Annotated in this window: 33 protein-coding genes and 1 tRNA gene; 7 read left to right on the top strand and 27 right to left on the bottom strand. The window is 65.2% G+C overall.

The features are described from left to right. Window positions 1–31 precede the first annotated feature (31 nt). From dtd to M1L61_RS20565, 4 genes are all read left to right on the top strand, one after another. Complete coding sequence (dtd, locus tag M1L61_RS20575; RefSeq protein WP_049480200.1) at window positions 32–472, top strand: D-aminoacyl-tRNA deacylase; 441 nt, start codon at window positions 32–34, stop codon at window positions 470–472. 90 nt (window positions 473–562) lie between these two features. Beyond that, on the top strand, window positions 563–2416 hold the full coding sequence (gene rpoD, locus M1L61_RS20570) for an RNA polymerase sigma factor RpoD (RefSeq protein ID WP_049480199.1): 1854 nt from the start codon (window positions 563–565) through the stop codon (window positions 2414–2416). Between the two features lie 476 nt (window positions 2417–2892). After that, window positions 2893–3024 carry a hypothetical protein gene (locus tag M1L61_RS23145; RefSeq protein WP_019338915.1) on the top strand — a complete coding sequence of 44 codons (132 nt, stop codon included), beginning with the start codon at window positions 2893–2895 and terminating at the stop codon, window positions 3022–3024. Between the two features lie 219 nt (window positions 3025–3243). Beyond that, window positions 3244–3319, top strand: a tRNA-Ile gene (locus tag M1L61_RS20565). 122 nt (window positions 3320–3441) lie between these two features. Here the strand turns inward: M1L61_RS20565 and M1L61_RS20560 are convergent. From M1L61_RS20560 to M1L61_RS20520, 8 genes are all read right to left on the bottom strand, one after another. After that, entirely contained in the window at window positions 3442–3819 is a 378-nt protein-coding gene (locus M1L61_RS20560) for a hypothetical protein (RefSeq protein WP_248854042.1), read from the bottom strand. A 52-nt stretch (window positions 3820–3871) separates the two neighbouring features. Further along, window positions 3872–5059, bottom strand: coding sequence for an integrase (locus tag M1L61_RS20555; RefSeq protein WP_248854041.1), 1188 nt, complete (start codon window positions 5057–5059; stop codon window positions 3872–3874). Continuing rightward, window positions 5059–5280, bottom strand: coding sequence for a hypothetical protein (locus M1L61_RS20550; protein WP_248854040.1), 222 nt, complete (start codon window positions 5278–5280; stop codon window positions 5059–5061). The genes M1L61_RS20555 and M1L61_RS20550 overlap by 1 nt, the downstream gene beginning before the upstream one ends. Window positions 5281–5479: 199 nt before the next feature. Then, window positions 5480–5677, bottom strand: coding sequence for a hypothetical protein (locus M1L61_RS20540; protein ID WP_248854038.1), 198 nt, complete (start codon window positions 5675–5677; stop codon window positions 5480–5482). Window positions 5678–5754: 77 nt separating this feature from the next. After that, the gene (locus tag M1L61_RS20535) at window positions 5755–6069 is read right to left on the bottom strand and encodes a hypothetical protein (RefSeq protein ID WP_248854037.1); all 315 of its coding nucleotides are present in this window, start codon (window positions 6067–6069) and stop codon (window positions 5755–5757) included. A 58-nt stretch (window positions 6070–6127) separates the two neighbouring features. Then, complete coding sequence (locus tag M1L61_RS20530) at window positions 6128–6535, bottom strand: hypothetical protein (RefSeq protein WP_248854036.1); 408 nt, start codon at window positions 6533–6535, stop codon at window positions 6128–6130. A gap of 70 nt (window positions 6536–6605) precedes the next feature. After that, on the bottom strand, window positions 6606–6878 hold the full coding sequence (locus M1L61_RS20525) for a hypothetical protein (RefSeq protein ID WP_248854035.1): 273 nt from the start codon (window positions 6876–6878) through the stop codon (window positions 6606–6608). Beyond that, entirely contained in the window at window positions 6875–7114 is a 240-nt protein-coding gene (locus tag M1L61_RS20520) for a hypothetical protein (protein ID WP_248854034.1), read from the bottom strand. The genes M1L61_RS20525 and M1L61_RS20520 overlap by 4 nt, the downstream gene beginning before the upstream one ends. A gap of 334 nt (window positions 7115–7448) precedes the next feature. On the opposite strand from M1L61_RS20520, the gene M1L61_RS20515 reads away from it, so the two are divergent. Beyond that, window positions 7449–7739: a type II toxin-antitoxin system RelE/ParE family toxin gene (locus tag M1L61_RS20515; RefSeq protein ID WP_248854033.1), complete on the top strand. Its 291-nt coding sequence runs from the start codon at window positions 7449–7451 to the stop codon at window positions 7737–7739. Window positions 7740–7796: 57 nt separating this feature from the next. Further along, on the top strand, window positions 7797–8159 hold the full coding sequence (locus M1L61_RS20510; protein WP_248854032.1) for an addiction module antidote protein: 363 nt from the start codon (window positions 7797–7799) through the stop codon (window positions 8157–8159). 11 nt (window positions 8160–8170) lie between these two features. On the opposite strand, the gene M1L61_RS20505 is transcribed toward M1L61_RS20510, so the two are convergent. The 5 genes from M1L61_RS20505 to M1L61_RS20485 are packed head-to-tail and all read right to left on the bottom strand — an operon-like array spanning window position 8171 to window position 11996. Beyond that, window positions 8171–10873, bottom strand: coding sequence for a toprim domain-containing protein (locus M1L61_RS20505; protein ID WP_248854031.1), 2703 nt, complete (start codon window positions 10871–10873; stop codon window positions 8171–8173). 7 nt (window positions 10874–10880) lie between these two features. After that, the gene (locus M1L61_RS20500; RefSeq protein WP_032975115.1) at window positions 10881–11099 is read right to left on the bottom strand and encodes a hypothetical protein; all 219 of its coding nucleotides are present in this window, start codon (window positions 11097–11099) and stop codon (window positions 10881–10883) included. Continuing rightward, on the bottom strand, window positions 11096–11434 hold the full coding sequence (locus tag M1L61_RS20495) for a hypothetical protein (protein ID WP_248854030.1): 339 nt from the start codon (window positions 11432–11434) through the stop codon (window positions 11096–11098). The genes M1L61_RS20500 and M1L61_RS20495 overlap by 4 nt, the downstream gene beginning before the upstream one ends. A 10-nt stretch (window positions 11435–11444) precedes the next feature. Beyond that, window positions 11445–11771, bottom strand: coding sequence for an ogr/Delta-like zinc finger family protein (locus tag M1L61_RS20490; protein WP_032975113.1), 327 nt, complete (start codon window positions 11769–11771; stop codon window positions 11445–11447). Between the two features lie 9 nt (window positions 11772–11780). Beyond that, window positions 11781–11996 (bottom strand): DNA-binding protein, encoded by a 216-nt coding sequence (locus M1L61_RS20485; RefSeq protein ID WP_053461142.1) that lies wholly within the window; start codon window positions 11994–11996, stop codon window positions 11781–11783. A gap of 84 nt (window positions 11997–12080) precedes the next feature. Between M1L61_RS20485 and M1L61_RS20480 the strand changes: the two genes are divergently transcribed. Next, window positions 12081–12548: a helix-turn-helix domain-containing protein gene (locus tag M1L61_RS20480; protein ID WP_248854029.1), complete on the top strand. Its 468-nt coding sequence runs from the start codon at window positions 12081–12083 to the stop codon at window positions 12546–12548. Between the two features lie 311 nt (window positions 12549–12859). On the opposite strand, the gene M1L61_RS20475 is transcribed toward M1L61_RS20480, so the two are convergent. From M1L61_RS20475 to M1L61_RS20410, 14 genes are all read right to left on the bottom strand, one after another. Continuing rightward, a complete protein-coding gene (locus M1L61_RS20475; protein WP_248854028.1) occupies window positions 12860–13876 on the bottom strand; it encodes a phage late control D family protein in 1017 nt (338 codons plus the stop codon). Then, window positions 13873–14271, bottom strand: a complete 399-nt coding sequence (locus tag M1L61_RS20470; protein WP_010481641.1) for a phage tail protein — start codon at window positions 14269–14271, stop codon at window positions 13873–13875. Before M1L61_RS20470 ends, M1L61_RS20475 begins: the two co-directional genes overlap by 4 nt. A gap of 11 nt (window positions 14272–14282) precedes the next feature. Further along, entirely contained in the window at window positions 14283–17492 is a 3210-nt protein-coding gene (locus M1L61_RS20465) for a phage tail tape measure protein (RefSeq protein ID WP_248854027.1), read from the bottom strand. A gap of 22 nt (window positions 17493–17514) precedes the next feature. After that, window positions 17515–17652 carry a hypothetical protein gene (locus M1L61_RS20460; protein WP_248854026.1) on the bottom strand — a complete coding sequence of 46 codons (138 nt, stop codon included), beginning with the start codon at window positions 17650–17652 and terminating at the stop codon, window positions 17515–17517. A 12-nt stretch (window positions 17653–17664) separates the two neighbouring features. Beyond that, entirely contained in the window at window positions 17665–17781 is a 117-nt protein-coding gene (locus M1L61_RS20455; protein WP_049449433.1) for a GpE family phage tail protein, read from the bottom strand. 8 nt (window positions 17782–17789) lie between these two features. Further along, window positions 17790–18128 (bottom strand): phage tail assembly protein, encoded by a 339-nt coding sequence (locus M1L61_RS20450; protein WP_248854025.1) that lies wholly within the window; start codon window positions 18126–18128, stop codon window positions 17790–17792. A 56-nt stretch (window positions 18129–18184) separates the two neighbouring features. After that, complete coding sequence (locus M1L61_RS20445; protein WP_010481646.1) at window positions 18185–18694, bottom strand: phage major tail tube protein; 510 nt, start codon at window positions 18692–18694, stop codon at window positions 18185–18187. A 22-nt stretch (window positions 18695–18716) separates the two neighbouring features. Then, entirely contained in the window at window positions 18717–19889 is a 1173-nt protein-coding gene (locus M1L61_RS20440) for a phage tail sheath protein (protein WP_248854024.1), read from the bottom strand. Between the two features lie 15 nt (window positions 19890–19904). Then, window positions 19905–20264 (bottom strand): GPW/gp25 family protein, encoded by a 360-nt coding sequence (locus M1L61_RS20435; RefSeq protein WP_010481648.1) that lies wholly within the window; start codon window positions 20262–20264, stop codon window positions 19905–19907. Beyond that, entirely contained in the window at window positions 20261–20827 is a 567-nt protein-coding gene (locus tag M1L61_RS20430; protein ID WP_248854023.1) for a phage baseplate assembly protein V, read from the bottom strand. Before M1L61_RS20430 ends, M1L61_RS20435 begins: the two co-directional genes overlap by 4 nt. A 106-nt stretch (window positions 20828–20933) precedes the next feature. Beyond that, complete coding sequence (locus M1L61_RS20425) at window positions 20934–21515, bottom strand: hypothetical protein (protein WP_248854022.1); 582 nt, start codon at window positions 21513–21515, stop codon at window positions 20934–20936. Window positions 21516–21525: 10 nt separating this feature from the next. Beyond that, window positions 21526–24735 carry a tail fiber protein gene (locus M1L61_RS20420; RefSeq protein ID WP_248854021.1) on the bottom strand — a complete coding sequence of 1070 codons (3210 nt, stop codon included), beginning with the start codon at window positions 24733–24735 and terminating at the stop codon, window positions 21526–21528. A gap of 6 nt (window positions 24736–24741) precedes the next feature. Further along, window positions 24742–25293, bottom strand: a complete 552-nt coding sequence (locus tag M1L61_RS20415; protein WP_248854020.1) for a phage tail protein I — start codon at window positions 25291–25293, stop codon at window positions 24742–24744. After that, a complete protein-coding gene (locus M1L61_RS20410) occupies window positions 25286–26176 on the bottom strand; it encodes a baseplate J/gp47 family protein (protein ID WP_248854019.1) in 891 nt (296 codons plus the stop codon). Before M1L61_RS20410 ends, M1L61_RS20415 begins: the two co-directional genes overlap by 8 nt. Window positions 26177–26178: the final 2 nt, after the last annotated feature.

Below are 26178 nucleotides of genomic sequence, written 5' to 3'. Positions count from 1 at the left end.
GTGGCCGGCCGTGTTCATTGGAAGCCCCCGCATGCTCGTCCTGATCCAGCGCGTCAGCCAGGCCGCCGTCCACGTCGAGGGCGAAGCGGTGGGGCAGATCGGCCCCGGCCTGCTGGCGCTGGTCGGCATGGAGCCGGGCGACAGCGAGGCCCAGCTGCAGCGAATGGCCGAGCGCCTGCTGGGCTACCGGGTATTCGCCGACGAGGCCGGGAAGATGAACCGTTCGCTGCGCGATACCGCCGGCGGCCTGCTGCTGGTCAGCCAGTTCACCTTGGCCGCCGACACCCGGTCGGGCATGCGGCCCAGCTTCACCAGCGCCGCGCCGCCGGACGAGGCTGAACGCGGGTTCAATCGATTTGTCGAGATCTGTCGTGAAAATCACGCGCCAGGGGTGGAAACGGGCCAATTTGGTGCCCATATGGTCGTCAGCCTGGTCAATGACGGTCCCGTGACCTTCCTTCTCAGGCCCTAAGCCGCCGGGACCACCGCCCGGCAGGCCGGGCCCCGGGCTGGTATAATGCTACGTTCCCTATTTCTCCCTAGCCGGTGGCGCGAGCACTACATGGCCAACGAACGTCCTGCCCAATCCGAAATCAAGCAACTGATCAGCAAGGGCCTGGAACAGGGCTACCTGACCTACGCCGAAGTCAATGACCATCTGCCGGACGACATGGTCGACCCGGAACAGATCGAAGACATCATCGGCATGATCAACGGCATGGGCATCGATGTCCATGAAGTTGCGCCGGATGTGGAAACCCTGCTTCTCAACGACGGCAACACCGGTAACCGCGAAGTCGATGACACCGCGGCCGAAGAAGCCGCCGCCGCACTGAGCGCGCTCGACACCGAAGGTGGCCGTACCACCGACCCGGTGCGCATGTACATGCGCGAAATGGGCACCGTCGAGCTGCTGACCCGCGAAGGCGAAATCGCCATCGCCAAGCGCATCGAGGAAGGCCTTTCGCAGGTCCAGGCGGCCCTGGGCCAGTTCCCGGTCTCGGTCGAGTCGCTGCTGACCGACTACGAAGCCCACAAGGAAGGCAAGAAGCGCCTGGCCGAAGTGATCGTCGGCTTCAACGATCTGACCGATGAAGAGCCGGCACCGCCGGCGGCCGCTGCCGATGACAGCAGCGATGCCGACGCCGAAGGCGACGAGGACGAGGACGACGATGTCGACGGTGGCGATGAAGAAGCCGCACCGACCGGTCCGGATCCGGAGGAAGTCGCCGCGCGCATGCAGGCGCTGAGCGATGCCTTCAACGCTTTCAAGAAGGCCGCGACCAAGGGCGACAAGAAGAACCTGCCGCGCCTGCGCGAAGAAATGTCGGCGGTGTTCGTCACCCTGAAGCTGCCGCTGCCGCTGACCGATGTGCTGACCAAGCAGCTGCGCGACACCATGGCGTCGATCAAGGCCCATGAGCGCCGCGTGCTGAACCTGGCCACCGTCACTGCACGCATGCCGCGCAAGGACTTCATCCGTTCCTGGGAAGGCAACCAGACCAACCTGGAGTGGGTGGAAGACGCACTGAAGCGCAAGCAGAAGTGGTCGTCGGCCCTGCGCGAAGTGAAGGACCAGATCATCGCCGAACAGCAGGCGACGATCGACATCGAGAAGCTGACCCAGCTGGACCTGGAAGAGCTGAAGGAAATCAGCCGTGCCATGGCCTACGGTGAAGCCAAGGCGCGCAAGGCCAAGAAGGAAATGGTCGAGGCCAACCTGCGCCTGGTGATCTCGATCGCCAAGAAGTACACCAACCGCGGCCTGCAGTTCCTGGACCTGATCCAGGAAGGCAACATCGGCCTGATGAAGGCCGTGGACAAGTTCGAGTACCGCCGCGGTTACAAGTTCTCGACCTACGCCACCTGGTGGATCCGCCAGGCGATCACCCGCTCGATTGCCGACCAGGCGCGCACCATCCGTATTCCGGTGCACATGATCGAGACGATCAACAAGTTGAACCGCATTTCCCGCCAGATGCTCCAGCAGTACGGCCGCGAGGCTACGCCGGAGGAGCTGGCCAAGGAAATGGACATGCCGGAAGACAAGATCCGCAAGGTGATGAAGATCGCCAAGGAGCCGATCTCGATGGAAACCCCGATCGGCGACGACGAGGATTCCCATCTGGGCGACTTCATCGAGGACACCAACGTGGAGTCCCCGATCGAGAACACCACCAACATCAACTTGTCTGAAACCGTGCGCGACGTGCTGGCCGGCCTCACCCCGAGGGAAGCCAAGGTGCTGCGCATGCGCTTCGGCATCGACATGAACACCGACCACACCCTTGAGGAAGTCGGCAAGCAGTTCGACGTGACCCGCGAGCGCATCCGCCAGATCGAAGCGAAGGCCCTGCGCAAGCTGCGTCACCCGAGCCGCTCGGAGCAGCTGCGCAGCTTCCTGGATATCGATTGATTTCCAGGTAGTGCCGAGCCCATGCTCGGCAAGTGGTGCTGTCAAGAAGAACCCCCGCTTCGGCGGGGTTTTTCTTTGGTGGCGGTGGGGCGTGGCCGGCGGATTCGTAACGGGATTCGTATTGATTACGTAACACTATTCCGGCGACCGAGCCTCCAAGGTCGCGTGGAATTCATCTCCAAACAATGACTTGCGGAATGCCGTCGGCGATTGGGACGCGGTGAGTGCCGGAATTACGTAACACTATTCGTCCCATAATTCACCACCCGGTAGAACCGGGCAATGCCCCGGGGAACTGCCGCCTGTCGCATATGCCATTTGAATTCACTCAATGGCGGCCGCAGTCTGGCCGGGCAGATGCTCAACATATCACTTAGGCGGGCCGGACATCACCGGCACCGATGCAGACGCGCAGCAGGTCGTAGGCGCCATGTACGCACTGCTGCTCTGGTTAGTCCTGTATCTGGAGCTACGCCATGAACGATGTAGAGAACGACGCGCCCGATTCCCCGCGAGACGATTTCACGCCGCTGCTGGACCGGGATGAGGTACTGCAGGATGAGCGCGAGGATCGACTTGGGTTCGCCCGGCGCACGATGCGCTGCTGACGCATTCTGGCTCGGAACTGGTTGATGGGTTTGGTGGCAGTAAGCAGTCGGGGCTGGAAGGGGCGCGAAGAACCGTCGCGCTCTTTCAGGCGCATCTACGCCAGATGCAGCACTTCGCGGAGATTGCGGAGGTGCGGCTGGAGCAGGTGGCCAATGCGTTGGCAGTGATGCCTGAGTAGCCGGGCGGGGGGGCGGTCCACTACACTGTGGCGCTGCGCAGGGCCTATAGCTCAACGGTTAGAGCAGGGGACTCATAATCCCTTGGTTTCAGGTTCGAATCCTGATGGGCCCACCATAAAAAACAGGCACTTAGGCTTCCGCCCAAGTGCCTTTTTTGTGCCGGCGGAAAAATTGCCGGAAAAATTCAGCGCTTGCCCTGACGTTTCACGGCCGTGCTTGGCCTCCAATCGGCGCCAACTACAGCACGCTGTTGAGCAGCAGATCACCATATCCCCAGATCACGGCACCTGCCACGGTGATGGCCGCAATCGTTCGCGACACCAGGCGATAGTGTCCGATGAAAACGTGAAAAAGCTGCCATGACTCTGCGAACGTTCCGCCCCGAATTCGCTCATAGAAAGCGCTGATGCGGAACTGGGCAAGAACCGCGAAGATCGAGGTAATTGCGCCGCTTCGCTGGAACCACACGGGCAGCGACTCGGATGCTGGGCGTAGCGGAGCCCAAAGTGAAAGCGCCGGTGCCGCAATTGCCACAATGCAAAGGGCGGAGATGAAGCAAAGATCAAGTTTGCGAGCGGTTTTTGCTTTGGCCACAGTGGCAGCAAAGTCATTCAACGGTGCACCTGCTGAAGTTTTTACGGGATTGGGGGCCAGCTGATTTTACTGTTCAGCGCCTGCGCGGTGGTTTCACGACCGGTACGCTGTGATCGTACCGACCTGTCGTTGCCGGTGACTTGTGCCCGGCCGCGTCTTGCTTGTCGCCCCGGTTGCCAGCAGTGTCGGTGACGCCACGGTGCTTGAGGCCATGCATGGAGAAGCGCTCGCTTTCCTCGATCACGCCCTCGCGCATCGCCATGTGGATGAAGCGCTGCCACGCGCTCGACACCGATGATCGCGCGATTGGGTTGCCGGTCTGCTCGACCAGCAGAAAGCGCTGCTCAGGCCGTATTGGTATGGCGAAGTTGCGGCCGTCGCGGTTCCAGATAGCATTCCGCCGGGCCACGAGTGCCTCCCATGCTTCGGTCATTTCTTCGTTCCACTCGGTGATCGAGGCGCGCGAGCCTTTCCGCCGGTCGCCATGCACGCCTTCGTCAAGCCGGTGGGCGTCGGTAAGCGTGCACACCTCGATGCCGCGCAGGCGTGCGCTGAAAGCCAGCACCATGGCCGGCGCAAGGTATCCGGGGCAACTGCCCTTGGTGTGCGGCGCTCTGGCGCCGCGCTCGCGTGCGAATGCCAATACCTTGGCGAATGCGTCAGGCGTTGGCATCTTGTGCTCGCTCGCTTCCTTTGCCTGGCGCACGCCGGTTGCGGGGTTGTGTTTGCAGTAGCCGTGACGCACGCCCCACGCGAGCGTGCGACGAAGATAGCGGAATTGATGGTTGGCCTTGCTCGGAAAGGGGGGCAGCGCGGGCTGGTTCCGCGTCGCCGGCCGACCATTGGCGAACACCTCCACCAGCCGTTGCACGACCGGTGTGGTGATGCGGTCGACCTGCATGCTGCCGAACGGCGTGCCGTCCTTGCGGATGTAGCTGGCCAGGCTGTCGGCGTAGCGCTTGTAGTCGGCCTGCGAGTCTAGGCTCAGTTCCTTGAACTCGCTGGACTCATGGAAGCGATCAAACAGGTAGCGCACTGTGCCGCGCTGCTGGCCTGTGGTCAGTGACTCAACGATGGCATGCAGGTCGGACAAGCGGGCGCTCGCGTGGGCGACCGTGCGCTTGACGCGCCGGCCGCCCTCCGCGTGATCCTGGTAGACGAACCAGCGGTCGTCGTGCCAGTAGATCCCTTTCGGCAATGCGTCCTGCTCGATGTGCCCAGGTATGGCCGGGTTGAACTTCCGTTTTCTGCCGCGTGTCATCAGATGTTGTCCTCTTCCCGTCCTTCCTGCTGTTGCGGGTCGACCAGCCCCAGCGCCGCGTTCAGCGCGTCGAGGGTGGTCCAGATCCCGCCGTGGCGGTCGTACTTGTACCGGATACCCTGCCGTTCTGCCCAGCGCCGCACGGTCGCCGCGCGGGGTGCGGGGCCGTGCGGGGTGCACAGCTCCTGCAGGGTGTTGAATTGCACAATGCGGCTGCTCAAAGCTCGGACGCCTCCATCCAATCGCGCCGGCGCAACCACTGCCGGCGCATTTCTTCCCGTAGGGCCTCAGCAGCAGCGGGGCCGCGTCTACCCGCAATGCGGGTAATCAGTTCGTCCACCCATCTGCCGCTGTTGTAGCCCTGCCTGATCCAGTGGCGGGCCTCGCAGGCCCGCCGATGCTGCTCTGTGGCGTCATCCATTACCCGGTGCTTCTATCGCCCAGGCCCAGCCCCAGCTGGATCACGTTGCTGGCTGTGGACGCGACCGGTGTCGCGCGCCCGTACAGGCGGGTCCACTCCTGCAACGCCAGGTGTGCGCTGGGGTGCTTGTGGGTGCGACCGCATTGGCATTCGATGAAATGGCCACCGCCGGCATCGGCTCTGCGCCGGTCTTCCATCAGTCGCGCCGTATGCCCAGCCCTGCAGCTGGGCATCGGCCAAGGCGCCGCTATCTGCCGTTGGGTTGTGTGGTACTTCATGCGTTGACCACCTCGCCGGCATCGAAGTCGTGGGCGGCAAGTGCCGCCAGTGCGGCGTCGACCTGTTGGCTCGCAGCGGCCAGTTCCGTTGCATAGACACTGTGCGGCGAGTGCACCAGGGAGCGATGACGCTTCACCGCAGCGATCACCGCAGCCATCAGAACCTCCCGGCCAGAAAGCGGCTGGGCTGCAGGAGGGGTGCGCGCGGTCAGCACGGCCGCCAGTGCCTGCTGGGCTTGATGCAGGCCAACGACACGCTCGTAGGGTGGTAGTTCCGCTGCGTACTCGGCCTGCTGCGTCAGGTGCTTCACCCAATGGCTGGCGTTGGCGGGCGTCGTCTCGCACCGTGCGCATCGGCATGGCTTGCTCTCAGACATTCGCCACCTCCAGCGCTGCTGCAGCGATAGCCGCGGATGCGGCGGTACTGGCAGGCCGAGGCAGCATGTTGGCGATGGCAAGGGGCACGCCGGCACGGTCGAGGAAGTCGGCCAGGTCGTGGCCTATGGCGTCCTTCTCCATCTCCCACAGTACCGGCCCTGCAGCCAGCAGAAAGCTGCTGCGGGTCCGGCGCGTCCAGCGCTGCTCGATGCAGCGCGTCGGCCCCATGGCGAGAATCGCGCTCACGAGGATCTCATCGGGGCTGATGGTGAACTGCAGCACAGCCTTATTGGCGGCTACCGGGGTGAGTTCCGGCTGCGTGGTAGCCTGCGCGGCGGGTCCGGTGTCGGCCCCCTGCGAACATGCGGCGGCTGGGGGTGACTCAGTTTGCTGATACATGGCTCTTCTCCGAGCGTCGTGGTGGGAAGGCCCAGCGGTGGCGTTGGCGCGCCACCGGCCGGACCCGTTCTTACAGGGTGTCCGCCAGGTCTACGGCTGGCAGTTGGTCGGCCCGGTGGGCATTGCCCAGTACGTGGCGCAGATCCTCCGCCACGTACGCCGCAACTGCGGCGATGTGGTCGAGAGTGATGGGGGAGGGCTGATCGGTGTCGAGCAGCGCGAGCAGGTCAATGGCCTGCTGGGCCTGCCAGAGACGGTCGACGTCGTTCTCGTGCACCACGAAGTGGATGCTGTTCACCACGTCCGCCGCTGTGCGGGTGCCGTTGCGGGTGTGTGCGCTCATGAAAGCGCCCTCGGGCCGGTGCCCTGGCAATCTGCCCACCGGGTCACTACCTGGTCGATGGCGGTCTGGATTTCGCCCAGCGTCAACTCTGCCGGCGTCTTCCCCGCGCCGAGCAGGCGCGCAAAGAGACCCTGCCAGCAGGCATGGTTCCATTCGGTGGTGTCGGCGATCTGGCCGAAGAAGTGTGCGAGTTGGCGCGCTGATTGAGCGGGCGCAACTTGGGTGTCGTGGGACATGCGTGTCTCCGTGTGTGTGATGGAGACCGCCGCCCTGACGCCAATCAGGGTGGCGGACGGTGCGGGTTGGCGTACCGGACACACGGTTCCGGCGGACCTTGCGGTCCCCGCGCACCGCCCGCCATAGAACAGGCAGGCAAGCCCAGCGCGATGCAGGGCAAGAAAAAAGCGCCTGACATCGACTGATGGGCGCTGTTGCGCCGTGTGGATTCGGGACGCCAATCCCGGTCGCCGATTGTGCGGCGACGGGAGAATGGTTGCTCCGACCGCGCACGGTTGTCAAGTGATATTTCGGGGCGTTGCAAAGGTCGGAAGTGTCCATTATAATGGACACATGGCGACGATCAAGACCACCACCGAGTTCAACGATTGGTTCAAGGGACTGCGTGACCGGCAGGGCCGGCAGCGCATCGCGGTCCGTATCGAACGGCTCGCACAGGGCAACCCCGGGCAGCACCGCATGCTGACTGGCGGAGTCGCCGAACTGAAGATCGATTTCGGCCCCGGTTACCGCGTGTACTACACCGAGCGCGCCGGCATCACTTACATCCTGCTGTGCGGTGGCGACAAAGACAGCCAGCCCCGCGACATAGAGCAGGCTCGAAAGCTGGCCGGTCAACTCTGACCGGCCAGCCAGCAGCACTCCATACGCGACACAAGACAAGGAACAAGGCAGAACACCATGAACAACAAAGTGCAGCTGCACGATTGGGACGCCACCGAACACCTGCGTGACGAACAGGACATCGCTTTCTTCATCGAAGCGGCTCTGGAAGAAGCCCCAGACGATGCTGCGTTCATCGCATCCGTCCTGGGCATCGTGGCAAAGGCTCGCAACATTGCGGACCTGGCACGCACCACTGGCATCGCCCGCGAAACCCTCTACAAGATGCTGCGCGGCGAAGGCAATCCGACCATGGGCAACCTCAGCAAGCTGGCAAACTCGCTGGGTTTCCGCCTGAGCCTGGTGCCGATCGACAGCGACGGCAAGCCGGTCAAGCGCAAGCCCAAGGCCCGGAAGACGGCCGCCAAGAAGGTGGCGTGAGGTGAGGGTGTTCATACCTTGAACACCCAGCATTTGACCGTGGCGGCGGCGCCCATGGTGCCCTGACGGATAGCGCTGTTCACGGCTACGTTCGTGTCCAGGCACTTGTGCCGGCGCGAGTCACGCAGCAGCGTGCGCAGCACCTTGAGGTCTGCCAGTTGCTGCGAATGGTGCGCTGCCTTGGCGGCGAACTCGTTGAGGTTGATGGCGATCCGCGATGCATCGCGCGAGTGGTTCACCGCCGGCATGCCGCCGTTGGTGGTTTCCAGGTACTCGTAGACCTCCCAGAACTCAGTGACCAGGGCGTTATCGGCGCTGACCGCGCTCTGGCGCTCCAGTGCGGCCGCAACCAGCGCTTCGCGCGTGGCGACCACCATTTCCTCGGGGATCTCCATTACCAGGCGCAGGGCGTCGAACAGCGCCAGCATCTGCGCATGGTTCTTGATGACGCGCTCCATGCGCAGCTCCCCCCGCTCGCGCAGCTTGCCCTCGTAGAAGCGCACGCGCTCGCCGAACTTCTCCATCACCTGGCTTTCGGCGCGAACCGCGCGAATCAGGAAGTGGCTCAGTTCCTCCACCTGCAGGGCGTTGAGATTGTCGGCCGCGATGCGGCTTTCAGTGGTGACCTGCGGCTTGCGGAAGTGCAGCTTGACGATACGCGTCAGGATGGCCTCGCTGGCGTCCACGGCGGCGTTCTGGCTGATGACGATGGTGCCCCGGAATGGGGGCTCGTAGGTGTCATTGCCGCCATTGCGCACGCCGCGCGTGGCGAGCGTGCCGCCGCCGTAGTAGTCCTTCAATTCATCCCATTCAAACGACTTGGCGTGTGAGCGATCAGCATCGCTGCGGTCGGCCTCCAGCAGCACAACTGGCATGCCGGAAATCTGGCCCATGGCGCGGGCGCGGCCGGCCTTGGATGACTTCGCGGGGTCAAAGCCTTCGTAATCGCTGCGGCCGAGCAGCTTCCACAGGAAGGTCAGCAGCGTGGTCTTGCCGGCGCCGGCCTCGCCCGTCGCTTCCAAGAAGGGGAACGACTTGTGCGCGCTTCGGATCTGGTTGGCGTACAGCGAGCCGAACCAGAACGTGAGCGCGATCATGCCGTGGGTGCCGAAGCACATCCACAGCCATGCCAGCCAGTCGTTGCGCTGCTTTTCGGGGTCGCGCTGAATGTCCAGTCGGATCGACTTCTGCGTGGATTTCACACGCAGGTTCTTGAACTCGAAGTAGTCCTCGGCGTTGGCGATGCTCAGTTCGCCGTCGCGCACCGCCACATCGCCGAGGATGTAGGACTTGTGATCCTCGCTGTAGCCAACGAAGTCGATGGTCTGGACCTTGGTGATGTCATACAGCACGTCGCGGATGATGCAATCCAGCTGGTGGCCGGTGCCGGTGAACACCGCACCCTGCGCCATGCTGATGAGGCGCTTCTTGAACTCGCTGGCGCTGGCGACCTGCGCACCGGTAAAGGTGCCCTTCACGGGCGGCGCATCGTGCGGGAAGCTGACGCGGAAGAAGTACCAGCTTTCGTCCGTCACCTCATGACTCTGGAAGTAGAGCGCCTCGGGATAGCAGTTGGCGATTTCTTCCACGCTGCAGCAGGCGCGGCGGATCTTCTCGGCCTCGTCGGCATCCAGTTCCTCGTCCGGGTCTTCCTTGCGTTTGGCGCGCTCTTGGCACAGCTTGTCGAACTTCACGCTATCGAAGCTGAACCAGAACAGGCGCGAGCGGTGTTCAAGGTGGAACTCGCGGCGCTGCGTGTGGGTATACATCAGCAGGCCCTTCTCGATGGCGGACTTCGCCAGCAGCACGTCGCCGTGATAGCGCGCCTCCGCGATGTCGGCATCCCACTGAGCCTGGCGTGCGTCGGCGTCGTTGATAGTCGACGCGCGCAGATGCAGGTCGTTCCAGTCGGTCTTTTTCCCCGGCTTCTGCGGGATCAGTGCTGCACGGCTCTTGAAGCCCAGCGACTCGGCCCGCCGGGCATGCTTGCGCACGTAATCACGTGCGGTTGGCTCGTTGTCGTAGGCCCATACCAGCACCGGCAGCTTGCCGCCGCGCAGGTCGCGCAGGGCGCGCAGCGATTCCTCGGGGTAGCCGTTGCTGGACATACCGGATGCAGCCGCAATGCCATGCTGCAGGAGCGAGATAGCGTCGAAGATGCCCTCGGTGATCCAGACCTCACGCGCGGTCGGCAGCATGTCGGCCGCAGCGGGGGCAATCCACCAGGCGCCCGCATAGCTCTGGCCCGGCATGAAGCGCGCTTTCTGCTTGCCGAAGCGGTGAGCGCGGTCGATCAGGCGCTCCCAATAGCCGCCCTTGGTCAGCGGGAACCGTACCGTCGCGGTGCCTTCCCTGGACTTGCGGTCGAAGTAGCTCTCCTGCGTGTAGAGGCCACGGAGCGCGGTCAGATCGAAGCCGCGCGAGTACCGCAGGTAGGCGTCCGCCGCAGCGTGCGGCGCCGTCTCCGTGCGTTCGTGGCGCTTTGACCAGTCATCGAACAGATCGTCGTAGACATCCTTGACGCTGACCTCATGCCCGCACTTGGCCTGGCGGCCACAGCGCAGCACCCACGGATTCTGGAAGCTGGTGTAAAGCTCCTTCTGACCACAGGCGGGGCACTTGCCGCCGCGCATGTATTCCGTGCTGGGACGGTGCTTGAGGCCGTAGTCCCGCTCGATGCGCTGCAGAACTTGCTGGCGGATGTCTTCTTGCATGATCGGTTCAGGCCTTCGCGCTGCGGCGCTTGCTGCTTTTCTGCGGGCGGTAGGTGGGTTCGGTGATGACTTCGACCTTGCCGCCTGCCTTGCGGAACGCGGCTACCCGCGCGGCCAACGTGGCGGCGTCTTCTGCCTTCTTGGCAGGATCGGTAGGCACGTATCCGGCAGGACCGGGGACGAGGAAGGGCACCTGTGCAGTGGACCAGGCGTCGCGCTGGCTCATGGGGTGGCCTCGCCCTGGTCGGCCTCGGAGTCGATCAGGCCCAGCCCGTCGGGCGGGTTCTTGATCTCGACCACGCCGCAGTCGTTCAACTCGATACCGCGATCAGTCGCTTCCAGCAGGCGGTCATTGCCGGGGGCGCAACGCACAAGGCCCAGGGCCATCAACTGCCACACGGGCGCAGCGGTGAATGCTTCGTCGGCCTCGGCCTCGGCCTCGGCCTCGGACCGACGACCGGTATAACCGCGTGCGCCAACCACTAACCCGCCGTGACGGATGGTGGATTGCAGGCAAAGCTTCGCCATTGGCGAGAGCATCGCCAGTTCAAGAACAGCCATGGTTGTTACCTCAGTGGTCGGCGGGGAGCGGCAATGCGTCCAGCAGATCGGGTTGGTTTCCGCTGTGCTGCATGCGGTGAGCGCGCTGGGCGATCTCGCGGGCATATGCGGGGCTTGGGGGAAGATCAGTCGGCCGTGCATCAGGCAGGCCGCTGGGACTGGCAACGCCGGTCAGTTCGGTGTGCCCGGTAAAAGCGGCAGAACAGACCGGGTTGGTGCAGTTGAACGAGTCGTGCCTGAGATGGTCATGGCTCAGGTGGCTGGTGCGCTTCACCAAAGGGGAATGGCAGAACGGGCATCGAAAGACCACCTTCCTGCGTGCGCTGTGCGACGACATGATCGGCCCTCAGTTCGACGCGGGATCGATGGTGCCGGCCTTGATGCCCAGCACCACTGCGGCCTTGTGCGCTTCGCCGCGACGACCCTTGTTGCGACCGGACAGCACCAGCCACGTGGCGCGCTGGTCGAGGTTGTGGGTGCGGGCAAACTCGGCGATAGAGATGCCCTTCCGGTCGAGTTCCTCGCGCACCTGGGGTGCGGTTTTTAGGACAGGTTTGGACATATCGGGCACCAAAGTGTGATTATTGTGTACTTGGGGCAACGATAGTGCGAAAAAGCGCACCAGTCAACATGGAGAGTTCGAAAAATGTCACTTACTGAAGATCCAAAACTCGGCGTAGGCGCACGGCTGCGTGCGGAGCGCGAGCGGCTGGACTTGAGCCAAGAGGAAATGGGCTCGCGCGCCGGTAAGAACAAGAACACGCAGATGCGTTACGAGACGGGCGTGAACTCGCCCACTGCCGCCTACCTGCACGACCTGGTTGCGCTCGGTGTGGACATTGGGTACGTGCTGACCGGCTTCCCGACAGAGCTGGACGACGAGGACGGCGAGATGCTGGCCCGCTTCCGGTCGGCATCACCTGAAATGCGCTTTGCGGTGCGGCTGATGCTGACGGCACCGAAGGAGGCCGCTGCGAAGCACGCCGAAGCGGGCGCGGCGCCGATGGTGGGCGGCAACAATTCCGGCCAGGTCAATGCGGGTTCGGTGACCCAGGGCGATGTCAGCTTCCAGATCGGTTCGCGCAACAAGGGCGGCCGGAAACGCTCGAGCTGAACATCGGACAGCTGATACTCGCTGTCGGCCAAAATATCGACCGGGGCAACGGTGCCTGTAGAGGCAAACGCGACAGGCGTCTACGCCGTTGCCCCGCGTTCAAGTTTAAGGGGAGGAGTAAATCCGGCGGCGCCGTGAATGGTGTGCGTCGCATTCACCACAAGCCAGTCCGTGCCATAGATTTTGGGCTTGATGCGCGCGACATTCGCCGTCTGACCGGGATAAAGATCGGCACGACCTAGAGCGAACTTGAACGTTCTCGTCTCGGTACTCCCTTAGCAAGACCCCTGCTGTGCCATTTGCCCTAACTGCTACTCGGCTGAGGGCGTGTTCTCGCCGCCGCGTTCCAGCTCCAGTGAAGTGACGAAGCCGCCGCTGCCGTCGATGCTGTGAGTAGCCTTGGCCACCAGCCAGTCCGTGCCATCAATCTCTGGCTTGAAGCCGCTGACTGTCACCGTCTGCTCGGGGTAGATATCTGCACGGCCACCTGCCAGCCGATAGCTCAGCTGCGCAGTCCCCCGGTCCAGCCGCTTGAACTCCGCCTCTGCGTGCTGCCGCGCCTCCTGCGCGGTGGCATAGGTCGCCTGCAGCTTCTTCTCGTTGTCGGACGTGCCCACCAGCACGCCTGTGCGACGCGCTGCCTTGCGGTCACCCCAGTAGGCTCGAACGCCGGTGAACTTCTCGCGGTCGGCGACGCTGTAGCGGTGCTGGTCACCGGATGCGCGCGTGATGTGCACGCCAGGCAGCGGTTGGCCGCTGGCCGTGGTGCCCGCACCGATGGGCGCAAAGATCAGCGTTCCGGCTTTCACCGTGGCCACGGCGTCGAAGCGTTTGCCGAGCCGCGTCAGTAGGTTGATATCGCTCTCGTTGGCCTGGTCGAGGTGTGGAATGGGAACGCTGGCCAGATCCGCGGCTACCGACGCACGCAGCGAATGTTCGCCGGCGATGGCGCCGAGAATGTCGCCCAGGGTGGTGTCGTGCCAGCTGCGCTCGCGCCGGCGACGAACCGCTCCAGTCAGGTCGGCCGAACGCGCCCGAATCGTGATGATGTCGGGCGAGCCGCTGTGTTCTACGTCGTCCACCTTGAAGGTGCCCTTGTCGAACAGCCCGCTACCTTCATAGCCGATGGCCACCTGCAGGGTGACCCCACGGCGCGGCAGCGCCAGCATGCCGTCATGGTCATGCACCCGCAGATCCACCTGGTCGGCTTCATCGCCACGGCTCTCGGTCAGGGACAGATCCAGCAGGCGGGGCGCCAGCCGGTCGGTCAGATCCTTGCCGTCCAGCACCACCCGCCAAGCGGGAATCGGGTATGGGGTCGCCCTCATGCGATGGCCTCGCTGGCGCCGTCGTCATCGCGTTCCAGCTGCATCTGGAAGTCGATCAGGCGCGGTGTGCCATCGTTGAACAGTTCGCGCCGTGTCTCGCTGAGGCTGGTCAGCAGGTAGGCGCCGTAGACGCGCCCCGTGCCCTCCACCAGCGCCTGCGGTTTGCCTTGGTCGCCCAGCTCGCGCAGCTTGTCCAGCACCTGCAGGTCGCTCACCAGCTCGCCGGCGATGGTGCCCTGCAGGCTGATAGTGTCATCGCCCGGCCCGACGTACTGGCGCGCTGCGCGGGCGCCCACGCGCTCGCTGCTGGCGTGGCGCCAGGTCATCTGGCGCTGCAGTTCGCCGTAGGCGGCGGTTGAGAGGGAGAACACGAACGTGCCCCAGGTCATCATCATGGCGGTGGTCCTCAGTCGCTGAGCCGGGCACCGCGTCGGGTGGCCTTGTCGCGCTCAATCTGTTCAACGGTCTGCCGCACCAGGTCCGCGATCTTCTGCTCATCAGATCCAGCCGGCGCGTTGATGTGGATGGTGTAGCTGGAAGCGCCTGTGCTGCCCGCAGCGGCCTGCGCAGCAGCCGGGGCCATCACTGGGGCGGCAGCGGCCATGACGGGCAGCGCAGCCGCGCCCAGCGCGAATCCGGCCGATGCTTGGCGCAGCTTGTCGCGGCTGGCCGTCGCGCGTGCGGTGTCGGCGCTGTCGGCCATCCGGGCGATGCGGCGTTCGCGCAGTTCGTCCAGGCGGGAGGGCGCGGTAAGGCCGTTTCCACCGGTGGGCTGCATGCGTTGGGTCATGCCGGCGCCGATCTGCACCACGCGCTCGCCCCCGACCGCTGCCGCACGTAGACGGTCACGGCTTGCGGTGGCGCGCTCGGTATCGGCGCTCGCGCCAGCGCGGGCAATGCGCCGCTCGCGCAGTTCATCAAGGCGGCTGGCCGACGCACCGGCGCCCCCGACGCCTGCCTGCTGCATGCGCTCGCCCATCCCAGCACCGGCCTGCGTGATGCGGTCGCCGACGCTGGTCACCTGCTGCAGCGGCTCGCCTTGGCTGCGGTCGATGCCGCCGGCCAGCCCCTGCATGGTGAAGTCACCAAACTGCGCGAAGACACGCGACGGGCTGTGGATGCCCAGCAGCCCCTTGAAGCGGTCCATCACGCCCGAGGCGATACCGGCCACGGCATCCATCGCGGCGCTGCCCTTGGACACGATGCCGTTGACCAGCCCCTGCACCATATCGATGCCGGCCTGCATCATCTTCGCGGGCCAGCCGAGCAGGATCTGATTGGCACCCTCCCACATGGCGGACAGGCCCGACCGGATCTTGTCACCGTTGAGGGTGAACAGGCCGACGATCAGCTGCCACGCACCCTGCAGGTAGGTCCACGCGCCGCCCACGGCGTTCTTGATGATCGGCAGCATGAAGGTGAACGCCTTCACCAGCCAACCGATGGCGGCGACGGCCATGCGCAGGTTGACGGTCAGCACCTGACCCAGCACCTGGCCGAATCCACGGCCGGCGGTTGTGGCGCCCTGCAGCTGCTCGCTGGTGGCCTTGAAGGGGGTGAACAGCTTCTGCACCCATGCCCAGGCTTTGCCCATGGCATCGGACACCTGCGCCCACACCGGCCCCAGCGGTTCCAGCGCGGTCATCAGCTCGGCCATGATCGGGTTGACCACATCCAGCACGCCCTGCCACACGCCGATCATGAAAGCCTTGATCGGCTCCCAGTATTTCCAGACAAGCGCGGCAACAACGGCCACGGCGGCGCCGATGGCCAGCACCGGCAGGCTGATACCACCCAGCAGCGGCAGCAGCATGCGGCCAACATTGAGCAGCATCGGGAACGCCCGGCCACCCAGCGACAGCACCTGGCCGATCAGCCGGCCGATGCCGCCGCCGCCGCTGAGCAGCATCACGCCCTTGTGGATCTGCGTGAGCGCCATGGCACCGACGCCGCCGGCCACCAGCAGGCCGCCGAGCGCGGTGGCCAGGGCGGTACCGCCGATGGCCAGCTTGGCGATGGTAGCCACCAGCTGCGGGTTCTTCGTGACCCATTCGGCCATCCGGTCGGCAACCTTGGCCACGCGCGCGGCCAGTTCCTTGACCGTCGGCAGCAGGGTCTTGCCCAGGCGCTGGGAAAGCACGGTGGCGCTGTTCTTGAGCAGCGTCAGACCGTTCTCGGCCGTGCCCACGCGCGCGGCGTATTCGGCGTTCATCGAACCGCCGTACTTCTGCGCATCGGTGACCTTGCCGAAGTTCTCTTTCAGCAGATCGAGGTTGGTCAGCAGCGGAGCGATCGCACCGATCGACTCGCGGCCAAACAGCTGCGTCATCGTCGCCGCCTGCTCGGCCTTCGGCAGCTTCTTCAGCTTTTCCAGCACGTCGAGAATGGCGCCGCCGGCGTCTTTCTGCATGGCCTGAGCCAGATCACCAGCTTTCAGCCCCAGCTTCTCGAACGACTCCACCTGTCGCTTGGTGGCCGCATCACCAGAGGACAGCGTGAGCAGCATGTTCTTGATGCCGGTGGCAGACACTTCCGACTCGATGCCCATGCCGGCGACAGTGGCGCCCAGCGCCGCCAGCGGGCCGCTGCCGAGGCCGGCCACCTCGCCCAGCGCACCGATACGGTTCACCACCTCGCTGATTTTCTGGACGCTGGCCGGGCCGGTGTTGCCCAGGTAGTTGATCTTGTCGGCCAGCACGACAACGTCGTCCTGGCCCATGCGGAACGCGGTACGCCAGGTGGCCATCGTCTGGCCGGCGTCTTCGGCGGTGGTGTCGAAGGCTACGCCCATCTTCGCCGCGTCCTCGGCGAAGCGGGTCAGCTCGTTGCTGGCGATGCCGGCCTGGCCGGCGGCAGCGACGATCTTGGCGATATCGGTGGGCACCATGGGCAGGCGGCGCGACAGTTCCTCAATGTCGCGGCCCATCTTCTCGAAGCCGTCCGGCGTGTCGAAGTCCACCACCTTCTTTACGTCGGCCATGGCCGACTCGAAGCTCATGGCCTGCGCGATGGGCAGCGTCTGCGCACGCAGCGCACCGAAAGCCGCCAGCGCCACGCCGGTGCCGTGTGCAGCAGCGTTCATGCCAGCGCTGTGGATCTTGCGGCTACGGGCCTGCGCAGCATCGAGCGCGGCCAGGCGCGTGCGCTGGGCATCCATCTGCGCCGAGGCGGCGGCAATCTCGCCGCGCAGCTTGCGCTCATGCGTGCCCAGCTGCCGCGTGCTTATGCCGGCACGATCCAGACCGCCGCGCAGGCGCTGCAGTTCGACTGACTGCTGCTGGTGCTGGACCTTCAACTGGCCGGCGGCGGTGCGGGCCTGATTGAACTCGCGGCTCAGCCGGCGGGTGGGCGTGCCTGCCTCTTTGATCTGCCGGGCCAGAGCGGCGACGCGCTGCGTTGCAGCCAGATGGCTTTGCTCGGTTGCGCGCACGGCCTGCTGCTGCTGGCGGTATGCCGCAACGTCACGCTGGGCGGCATTGAGGCGGCGCAGGTTGGCTTGTTGTTCCTGCAGAGCGGTGGACAGGCCTTTGCTGCCGGCCATGACCTTTTTGAACGGGGCGCTGGCGCGGTCGAGCGCTTCCAGCACCACCTGCAGGCGAAGGTTGCCGCCGCTCATGCGACGACAACCGGTGCGCGTGCTACGGCGTCGTGGTGTCCGTGGGATTGGCTGCCAGCGCGGCTAGGAAGCGGCACGCAGCGCTGAACGCCCACACCAGCAGAGCGCCAACTGCACACAGCAGGAACGCCGCAAGGGCGAGGAAAAGGATGGTGTCCATGGGCGGACTGTATCACTGCTGGGCTCCACTTCGTTCATAGGCGCGCTGGCGCCACTGGATGAGTTCAGACAGGGAGAGGGCCGATAGCTCGGTGAGGGTGAAGGAGAAGGTCACCGCGATATCGGCCATCAGATCCTCTACGCAGACGGGAACTCCCTCTCCGACTTCGGCACGAAAAAATCACCGATGACACGGGCGATCTCGATCAGGTCGGCCGGTTCCAGCTTGCCGGCGTCGGCGGTGGTCAGGATCGGCTGGCTGATGCGCGGCAGGACCGTGGTCAGCGCGGTCACATCCATCTGTGCCAGGTCGAACAGCTTGATGCCGCGCAGATCGCCGGCGGTCGGCTTGCGCAGGCGAACGGAACGGATCACCTGCTCGCCGCGTTCGATGGGAGTTTCCAGCACGATCACGTTGGTGCCGGTGGCTTCGGCGTCGGCGGCGGTGTCGGCTTCATGGGTGGTGTTGTGGGTCATCGCTATATCTCTCAGGAATGGCCCAGCCGCTGTAGCGGCCGGGCAGGGGGGCGGGATCAGGCGCCGATGGCGCGACGCAGGGCAGACTGGCGGTCAACGCCGTTGACCATGAAGACCATGCCGACCAGGTCGATTTCGATTTCAGTGCGGCCGTTGACGGTCAGCTTGTAGTAGCTGGCCGAGGTCTTGACGCTGAACTCGGTGTCGTCGCCGACCTTGCCGGTGCCGGCGTCGATCTCGGTGTGGCGGCCGCGGATGACGATCTCGACCGCATCAACCTCGCCGCTGTCCTCACGCTGGTAGCCGCCGGCGAAGCGCAGCTGCACCGCGTTGTGCGAAACGGCGCCGTACTGGCGCAGCACGTCGAGCATCAGGCCACCGCATTTCCACTCGGCCTCGATCTTTTCCTGGCCCAGGTCTACGTCGATGGGGCCGAGCATGCCGCCTGCGCGGTACTCCTCCATCTTGCGGGTCAGGGTGGGCAGCTTGAACTCGGTAACCTGGCCGATGTAGCTCATGCCATCGTTGAACAGGTTGAGGTTTTTCAGCTTGCTGGGCAGTGCCATGGCAGGGGTTCCTTATGCGGCCTCAGCCGCTGATGCGGGCCGGGAAGTCGGCGAAGTAGCGGTCGGTGATGCGCTGGTTCAGCTGCAGGCTTTCCAGCGGCGGCACCGGGGTGTAATCGAAGTCGATTACCAGCTGGCCGCTGGCCAGCGACTCCGAAGCGTTGGCGCCGGCGTCGTACCAGGCGCTGGCGCCGATCAGGTAACCGGCATAGACCAGCTCGCGGAACTTCGCGTTGATGCTCTCCAGCAGGTCGCGGACAAGCGTCGGATGCAGCGGCTTGTCGATGTAGATTTCCTGCGCCTCGGCGATGGTGTCGGCAAGAATCTGCGCGGTGCGGGTGGCCGTCTCGAACTGGAACAACGGATCGGCGCTGCAGGTGCGCGAACCCCAGAACTTGTAGCCATTCGAGTTGATGAGGGTGGTCACGTCGCCGGCATTGAGCAGGCCCGCGTCGGTGTTGGGGTCCTGCAGATCCCAATGCACGTCGCGGCTGATGCCGGTCACACCAGCCACCGGCACGTTCGAGATGGACTTGTGCCAGCCCTGCTGCTGGTCGGTCATCGCGCGCACGCCCAGGGCACGGGCGACGGCGAAGGCCATGCCTGTCGAGGCGGTGACGGTGTTGAAGGCCATGAAGTCGGGGTAGATCAGCATCAGTTCACGGGCGGCGAACTGCTCGCGGTAGGCGATGGCCTCCGACACCGTGGCGCTGGCGGCGCAGCTGGCGTAGATCATGGCGCGCAGCTTCTTGGCGATGGGGATCATGGCAGCGGTCACCGGCTGGGTGTCCAGCCCCGGTGCGCCCAGGATGCGCGGACGCACCCCCAGCTGTGCCTGCGCAACCAGCAGCGCGTGCAGGCCGGTGTAGCTGCCGCCATTGGCGCCGCCGATGACATTTGCGGTGGTGTCGGTGTCGTTGCTGGCGCTGGCCACGCGCACCACCACCACAATCGGGTTGCCCTGGTCGGCGATGCCCTGCAGCGTGGCGCGCAACGTGCCCGTCATGCCGGCCTTGCCGACGGCGCTCAGCACGTCGGTAATCAGCACCGGGCGGTTAAGCGGGAATGCAGTCTTGTCGGCGTCCTCGCCCGTGCAGACGACGCCGATCACAGCAGTGGATACGGTACGGATCGGCCGGACGCCGCCGTTGATTTCGATGACGCGAACGCCGTGGTGGTAGCCGCTGGCGGCCATGGGCTTCTCCTTCGGTTAGGGGGTGTGGAAGCGGAGTGGTACGGAAAGGCGGGTGTTGCGCGATGCGCCGCTCGGTGTGGCCAGCTGGCCCTGCAGGTCGAGGACGAACGAGCCGGCCACGTCGCCGTGAGCCAGGTCGATACGGGTCAGGCTGATGCGCGGCTCCCAACGCATCAGCGCGGTGGCGGTAGCGCCGAACAGCCGTAGGCGGGTTTCGTCGTTGAATGGCTGGTCGATCAGCTCGGGCAGCAGCGAGCCGTACTCACGGCGTTGCACGCGCGAGCCGATGGGGGTGGTCAGAATGTCGGCGATGGACTGGCGCAGGTGCGCCAAGTCGTCGCTGAACGCGCCTGTGCGGCCATCCATGCCGATCATGCTGGCGCCCCGGTGGTGCCGCTGCCCGGTTGCACGCCGGCGTGCTTGTGCTTGGTTAGGCTGATGCCGGCGGCGATCACGTCGTCGGATACCTCCGCCTTGCCGGTGATCGTCACCTTGCCTTCGATGCTGGTGGCGCCCTTGATGGTCACCGGGCCGGTGATCGTGGTTCCGCCGTCGGCGGTGATGGCGACGGTTCCGCCTGCGGGCAGGACAGCCGCCAGCGAGTGCGCATCATGGTCGTAGCTGACCACGGCGCCGTCCTTGAACTGGATCAGCGTCAGGCTGGGGCTGGCCGACGGTGCCGGATACTGCTCGCAGTACAGGCCGCGCAGCACGATGGCGTTGGCCAGGTCGCCATCGCAACACAGCAGTGCAACCTGCTCGCCGCTGCTCGGCGGTGCCCAGGTGCGCAGTTCTCCGGCGGCGGCGCTGAACCAAGGGAGGAAGTCAGTGTGCGCCTCACCTGTCTGCACGCGACACATGTGCCTGGCGTGATCGACCTCGGTCACCACGCCGTCGCGGAGCAGGTTGTTGATCTGTTGGGGCAGGGCGCTATCCATGCCCCCATGTTCTAGGCGCTCCCTCGCGCGCGCACGTAGCGCGGCAAGTAGATAGAGCCGTTACAGCGGCGGGCGAATGTGTCGCACCGCCGCGATCTGCACCACGTCAGCTCAGATCCGCCGGGGGCGCATCTTCCGGCTCAGTGGGCACTGCGTTGACCCACGATCCTGCCGCGTCGTCGTAGGTGACTGGCGCGCTGCGGCTGGACGGGGGCGCGTGGTCAGTGACCGAAGGCGGCAGCGGCTGGCCGCGCGGTACGGGTGCGGCGAACGTGCCGTCCGCCTTGTTCCAGAGTGGTCGGCCGCTGTAGTCCGGCTGCAGCACCCATTGGCCCTGGCCATCGTGCCATGCGTTGTACTGCGGAGTGGTGCCATCGAGCCGGAACGGTTCGGCCAGCGTCAGGCCCTTAGGCAGCCCCTCGCCGAGAGCGAGACGGTTGGGAACCGGCATCGCGGTGCGCGTGTCCCACAGCATCCGGTTGCGGTAGTCGGCCACCACATGCCAGCGCTTGCCATCATCCGAGAGGCGCAGCGCTTGGCATTCGCCGGGGGACTGGCTGGGCGCCACGTCCACGGTGCGGTCGGGCAGGTGCCAGGCGCCATCAGGGGACGGCTGAAGCCGGACTGCGCCCATGTACGCACGGGTTATCGGGTCGAAGGCGTGGGCAAAGCGGGGTTCGTTGGACATGCTCCGGTCCTCAGTACGTGATGCAGTAGATCATTCGCAGACCTGCAGCCAGGTTGCGTGTGCCGCCAGTGCTGTCCACGGTGACGGTATGAGAGTGGGCGCCGCCGCTGGCAGCAGTTGCGGTATGGCCGTGGTCGCCGACCTGTGCGATGGAGATATCGTGCGAGTGGGCACCTGCACCGTTCATGCCGATGTTATGGGCGTGGCCGCCAGCACCGTCAGTGGTGAAGCTGTGCGAGTGGCCACCCGCCGGGCTGGTGTTCGGCCAAGGGTTGTCGTTGTCGGCGTTGCCGCGCGAGCCGGGATGCTGGCCGTAGTCCGCGCCCCACGGGTAGGCAATGCCCGCCTCGGCGAATGCCGTCAAATGCTGGTGGTCGCCGGTCCACGACGTGCCGCCAGTGTGCGCATGGTGTCCCTGCTGGTCGGTCCAGGCACCGTGGGCATGGTCGCCAACCGCGCTGGCGCTCGCGCCGTGGGAGTGCGCGCCCCCGGCAGCGACGGTCACCGCGTGGGTGTGCGCGCCCGCACTCGCCGCACTGCCGGTGTGTGTGTGGCCGATCACTTCGCCGGCCGTCGGCGTGCCTACCGCATCTGCCTTCGTGGTATGCGCAACCACCGCACCTTCGTCCATCTTCGGCAGGTTGAACGTCGTCTTTCCGTCGCCGGCGCCGTACAGCGTGCCGATGGCCGCAAACAGGTCCGCGTAGGTGGTGCGGGACACGGCGGCACCGTTGCACAGCAGGGTGCCGGCCGGGGCAGTCTTGCCGGCGAACATGATGACCTGGCCGGGAATCCGGTTGGCCATGCTGGCAGGGTTCAGATTCCCGGCGTGCCAGATTCCTTTTCCATCCCAGGACACTTCGGACACGGTAGCTTTCAGCTGGCCCACCGCAGACGCCGCGCCATTTGGCCGCAGCAGCACCTGACCACCAGTGCCGTCCGGCGAAAGCACCGCATACACCGGGCCGCCCATGAAGTTGTTGGACTTCGCCTTTACCCAGGGAGTCGAAACGCCCCCCGTGAATTCCGCACCCGACAGGTTCGCCTTCGTAGCCGGGTCGAAGTTGGCGCTCGACCACAGCTCTACCCATTCCTTCCAGCGCTGATCTACCGGTGCCGTGTCCCTACGCGACCGCATCCAGAATCGGTTTCCGCCGCCGTAGTCGGCGGCAATGGCCAGGCCACGGGAGTTGTCATAGCTCGGCAGCGACCAAGCAATGGTGTACTGCGCCGGCATGGTGGTCGGCGTGCCATTTGTCTGCCGGTTGATGCGCAGCGCGTTCCACGTGTCCACCCAGCTGTCGTCATTGCTGGTCGGGGTGAGATAGGCCACGCGCGCAGCCACGTCCTCAACGGAAGCTGCGCCGATCTCGCTCAGAGTCCATCCAAAGTTCACGCCACCGTTCACATCCTTGGCGGTGTTCCCGATGGTCACCTTGCGGGAAGCGCCCCATGCCGTGGTCACGATGTTGGCGGAGCCGTCGAATGCGGTTCCGTTGATCGTGCGGGGTGCTGCAAGCCTGCTGGCGGTGTCGGCGTTGCCAGTCAGCTTGCCCCGGAACTCGGCCGCATAGACCCAGCTACCGGTCGGGTTCAGCACGATCTTGTTGGGGTTGGCCACATTCGTAAGGCGGAATTCCTTGCCGCCGGTAATGTCGTGCAGCTCCAATCCGGTCTGTCCCTCGGTCCCGCCTTGTTTGAATTGCCAAGGACGCTCTGAGTACAGCTCGCACAGCACCTTCCCGTCGCCAGATCCGGTTCCGATCCGGGCGCCGGCCATTTCGGTAAAGCCGTTCTTGTAGACAGCCAGCTGCCCTGCCGGGTTCGCGGAGCCATTGGGGCGCAGATAGACATAGCCGCCTGAATCGCCAGTCGGCCCAGCCCCTGCGGCGAGTACCACGCTGCCAGTATCTGTCCCACGCAAACTGCCACCGCCGAATCCGAGGTCGACGGTTTGATCGCTGGGCAGATAGACGCCCAGGGCGAAGGTCTGACGACGACCCCACCGGTTCTCGGTGCTTTCCACCAGGCGCCGCAGGTCGCCCATGTAGGCGAGGGGCTGAGCCGTGGCGTAGATGATTCCCTGCGGCTCCGTGGTCACGTATGCACCTGGGCCGTGATACGTCGCGCCGGTCGCGTTGACCACGCGCACGGCATGACCTTGGTTGTACTCGCGCTGCTGCAGCCACAACTCGACGCCCGTGGATTTACCTGCGGCGTCCGTGGACAGTACCAGGCCAAAGCGGCTGGGCCGGTCCAGCGAGGAGTCAGCCCCAATGCGGGTGTGCTGCACCATGCCATCAACGACCGCCTGTGTAAGCACAGTGGTGGTATCGCTGAACGTGCGCGTAGACGCGGCGATCTGCTCCCATGCGTAGCGCGGGCTGCCGATGGCGCCGTTGGTCATTTCCAACAGCAGAATGCTTGCGGCAGCACCACGCCACGGCAGCGTGCCCAGCTTGATCCAACGAACTTGGTTCGAGTTGCCGGGGATCGCGTCAATCGGCTGAACCTTCCCGATCTGCGGGAAGTCGGCGGCGTGCATGCCGTCGAGCGTGTCCGCGTCCAGCCCCTTGCCGTGGCCCATGTCTTTCAGCGCGGCGCCCTTCACTTCAAGGGCAGTCCGGATAGCCGCGGCCGTAGCCAGCGCCAGCACCGTTTTGACGAACGGCGTCGGTGCATTGGCGCCGAAACGGCTATCCAGCGTCGCCTTCAATCCGCGAGCGGTGACTGCGCGCACGGCATCGGTGCCCAGGATGGTTTCGGGGCTGTCCGCCAGCTCCACCACACCGGCAACCGTTTCGGTGGCCGGCGGATTTAGGAACTGCGTGCTGCCGAACTTGATCTGCGCCGTGTCGATATCGGCGAACACCACGTCGGCCGAGAGCAGCAGCGTGGAGATGCTCGCCTTCTCCATGATCGCCTCGGCCTGACCGTAGGCGGCAAACAGTGTGCCGTCGGCCAGGTAGAGGCCGAAGCCACGCAGCGGGTACTTGTCGGTGCCGCTGTCCTGCAGCGTGACGTGGATCGTGTCAGCCGCAACCGACTCGCCACCGAAGCTGGTCATCCGCTTGAACTCTCCGGGCAGCTGCGTCATGGCCGCAGTGGGGGTGAAGCCGGTAGAGGTCAGCCCGATCTGAGAAATCAGCACCGTGCTGGTGCCGGTGTTGGTGCCATTGACCAGCTTGGCGCGGCCGGCGTTGGTGATCTTCATGCGCATGGGGGTTCAATCTCCGGTCATCGTCAGGCGGCGGTACACCGCCGCTTGGGCACCTGCGACGGTTCCGACTTGGCTGTCGGCCTGAATGCCTTGGGTGAAAGTGAAGTGCGAGCGCACGGGTTTGGTGCGGTTCACCGCGTCCACGATCTGGTGGACGAACTCGGCCGACGACTCCTGCCCGCCGTCGCCGCTGATGGTCAAAAACAGGTTGAACGTGTGCGGCTCACCCTGCGGGGTCATCTGCCACCACTCGCGGATCTGCATCTGGCCGCCAAAGCTGGCGATCAGGTCCGCGATGCTCTTGGCGGTGCCCTTGTGGCGCTGGATCTGGAACGAACTGGCGATGCGGGCGCGCTTGATGCGCTCTGGCCAGTTGCTGTCCCAGGTATCCACCGACACGCTCCACGCGAGGAACGGCAGGAACTCGGCCGGGCAGTTCCACGGGTTCCACAGCGTGTCGTGAACCATGGGCACGCCCGACAGCTGCGCATCGGCGCGCTCTACCGCACGTTCCAGCCGCGTCGAGTTGGGGGGTAGCAGGGAGGTGGCGTCAGGCATCGGTGCCGCCGTGCTCGATCACCACGCTGGTGCAGTACGGCGCCGACTGCGCGTCCACCGGCATATCCGCCGTGGGCATCTGCAGCTGCACGCGGTGGACGCCATCGACGTGCAGGGCGGAGTAAAGCGCCGACAGGGGCACGTCGCGGCCCAGGCGCTGGGTCTGCTGCAGGAACAGCGACACCCGGCGCCGCGCTTCGGCCAGCACCAGCGCGCTATCGGGGCCGTTGAACGTCACCAGCCGCGCCCGGATCTCGAAGGGCTTCACGGTGGCCGGGGCCACGGTCACGTAGTCGGTCAGGGGCCGCACGTTGTCGTTGAGCAGCGCGGACTCCACAGTCTTCAACAGCGCCGCCGACGGCGTGCCGTTGCCTTGCCGCGACAGGACCGTGACCACGACCTTGCCTGGCGATGGGCTGGCGACGCTGGCGTCGAGCACGTCCGAGTGTGCGGAGAGCGTGTGGAAGATGTAGGCGCCTTCGGGGCCAGCAACCGACAGGCTTTCGGGCGCCAGCTGGATGCGGCGGCGGAACGCGGCATCGTTCTCGTAGACGGCCGGGGTGTTGGTCTTGGGGTCTGCCGGCGTCAGCAGCTTGCGCTGCACGCCGAACGGCACAGCGAGGTTGTCCAGGTCGGCGCCGTTGGAGTAGGGCAGCAGCAGGCCGCGTGCGCGTTGGTTGAACTGCTCACGCAGCACCAGCTCGCGGTACGCGCTGGCCTGCAGCAGCTTCATGACCGGATCAGATTCGACCAGGGCGGTGTAGTCGGGGCACAGGCGCCGGAACTCGGCCAGGCGTTCGGCCAAGATGGCCTCGAACGTGCGCTGCTCGAAGATGTCCGGCGCCGGCAGCTTATCGACTTCGATGGCGGTAAAAGAGGACACGG

Source organism: Stenotrophomonas sp. NY11291, from assembly GCF_023277365.1.
GTDB lineage: Bacteria > Pseudomonadota > Gammaproteobacteria > Xanthomonadales > Xanthomonadaceae > Stenotrophomonas > Stenotrophomonas geniculata.
Note: the sequence above shows the minus strand (reverse complement) of the source record. Positions and strands in the feature narration are given on the sequence as shown.

Coding starts and splice junctions, on each gene's coding strand:
- dtd (WP_049480200.1), top strand. CDS start 32: ATGCTCGTCCTGATCCAGCGCGTCAGCCAGGCCGCCGTCCACGTCGAG.
- rpoD (WP_049480199.1), top strand. CDS start 563: ATGGCCAACGAACGTCCTGCCCAATCCGAAATCAAGCAACTGATCAGC.
- M1L61_RS23145 (WP_019338915.1), top strand. CDS start 2,893: ATGAACGATGTAGAGAACGACGCGCCCGATTCCCCGCGAGACGATTTC.
- M1L61_RS20555 (WP_248854041.1), bottom strand. CDS start 5,059: ATGACACGCGGCAGAAAACGGAAGTTCAACCCGGCCATACCTGGGCAC.
- M1L61_RS20540 (WP_248854038.1), bottom strand. CDS start 5,677: ATGGAAGACCGGCGCAGAGCCGATGCCGGCGGTGGCCATTTCATCGAA.
- M1L61_RS20530 (WP_248854036.1), bottom strand. CDS start 6,535: ATGTATCAGCAAACTGAGTCACCCCCAGCCGCCGCATGTTCGCAGGGG.
- M1L61_RS20525 (WP_248854035.1), bottom strand. CDS start 6,878: ATGAGCGCACACACCCGCAACGGCACCCGCACAGCGGCGGACGTGGTG.
- M1L61_RS20520 (WP_248854034.1), bottom strand. CDS start 7,114: ATGTCCCACGACACCCAAGTTGCGCCCGCTCAATCAGCGCGCCAACTC.
- M1L61_RS20515 (WP_248854033.1), top strand. CDS start 7,449: ATGGCGACGATCAAGACCACCACCGAGTTCAACGATTGGTTCAAGGGA.
- M1L61_RS20510 (WP_248854032.1), top strand. CDS start 7,797: ATGAACAACAAAGTGCAGCTGCACGATTGGGACGCCACCGAACACCTG.
- M1L61_RS20505 (WP_248854031.1), bottom strand. CDS start 10,873: ATGCAAGAAGACATCCGCCAGCAAGTTCTGCAGCGCATCGAGCGGGAC.
- M1L61_RS20500 (WP_032975115.1), bottom strand. CDS start 11,099: ATGAGCCAGCGCGACGCCTGGTCCACTGCACAGGTGCCCTTCCTCGTC.
- M1L61_RS20495 (WP_248854030.1), bottom strand. CDS start 11,434: ATGGCTGTTCTTGAACTGGCGATGCTCTCGCCAATGGCGAAGCTTTGC.
- M1L61_RS20490 (WP_032975113.1), bottom strand. CDS start 11,771: ATGTCGTCGCACAGCGCACGCAGGAAGGTGGTCTTTCGATGCCCGTTC.
- M1L61_RS20485 (WP_053461142.1), bottom strand. CDS start 11,996: ATGTCCAAACCTGTCCTAAAAACCGCACCCCAGGTGCGCGAGGAACTC.
- M1L61_RS20480 (WP_248854029.1), top strand. CDS start 12,081: ATGTCACTTACTGAAGATCCAAAACTCGGCGTAGGCGCACGGCTGCGT.
- M1L61_RS20475 (WP_248854028.1), bottom strand. CDS start 13,876: ATGAGGGCGACCCCATACCCGATTCCCGCTTGGCGGGTGGTGCTGGAC.
- M1L61_RS20470 (WP_010481641.1), bottom strand. CDS start 14,271: ATGATGATGACCTGGGGCACGTTCGTGTTCTCCCTCTCAACCGCCGCC.
- M1L61_RS20465 (WP_248854027.1), bottom strand. CDS start 17,492: ATGAGCGGCGGCAACCTTCGCCTGCAGGTGGTGCTGGAAGCGCTCGAC.
- M1L61_RS20460 (WP_248854026.1), bottom strand. CDS start 17,652: ATGGACACCATCCTTTTCCTCGCCCTTGCGGCGTTCCTGCTGTGTGCA.
- M1L61_RS20455 (WP_049449433.1), bottom strand. CDS start 17,781: ATGGCCGATATCGCGGTGACCTTCTCCTTCACCCTCACCGAGCTATCG.
- M1L61_RS20450 (WP_248854025.1), bottom strand. CDS start 18,128: ATGACCCACAACACCACCCATGAAGCCGACACCGCCGCCGACGCCGAA.
- M1L61_RS20445 (WP_010481646.1), bottom strand. CDS start 18,694: ATGGCACTGCCCAGCAAGCTGAAAAACCTCAACCTGTTCAACGATGGC.
- M1L61_RS20440 (WP_248854024.1), bottom strand. CDS start 19,889: ATGGCCGCCAGCGGCTACCACCACGGCGTTCGCGTCATCGAAATCAAC.
- M1L61_RS20435 (WP_010481648.1), bottom strand. CDS start 20,264: ATGATCGGCATGGATGGCCGCACAGGCGCGTTCAGCGACGACTTGGCG.
- M1L61_RS20430 (WP_248854023.1), bottom strand. CDS start 20,827: ATGGATAGCGCCCTGCCCCAACAGATCAACAACCTGCTCCGCGACGGC.
- M1L61_RS20425 (WP_248854022.1), bottom strand. CDS start 21,515: ATGTCCAACGAACCCCGCTTTGCCCACGCCTTCGACCCGATAACCCGT.
- M1L61_RS20420 (WP_248854021.1), bottom strand. CDS start 24,735: ATGCGCATGAAGATCACCAACGCCGGCCGCGCCAAGCTGGTCAATGGC.
- M1L61_RS20415 (WP_248854020.1), bottom strand. CDS start 25,293: ATGCCTGACGCCACCTCCCTGCTACCCCCCAACTCGACGCGGCTGGAA.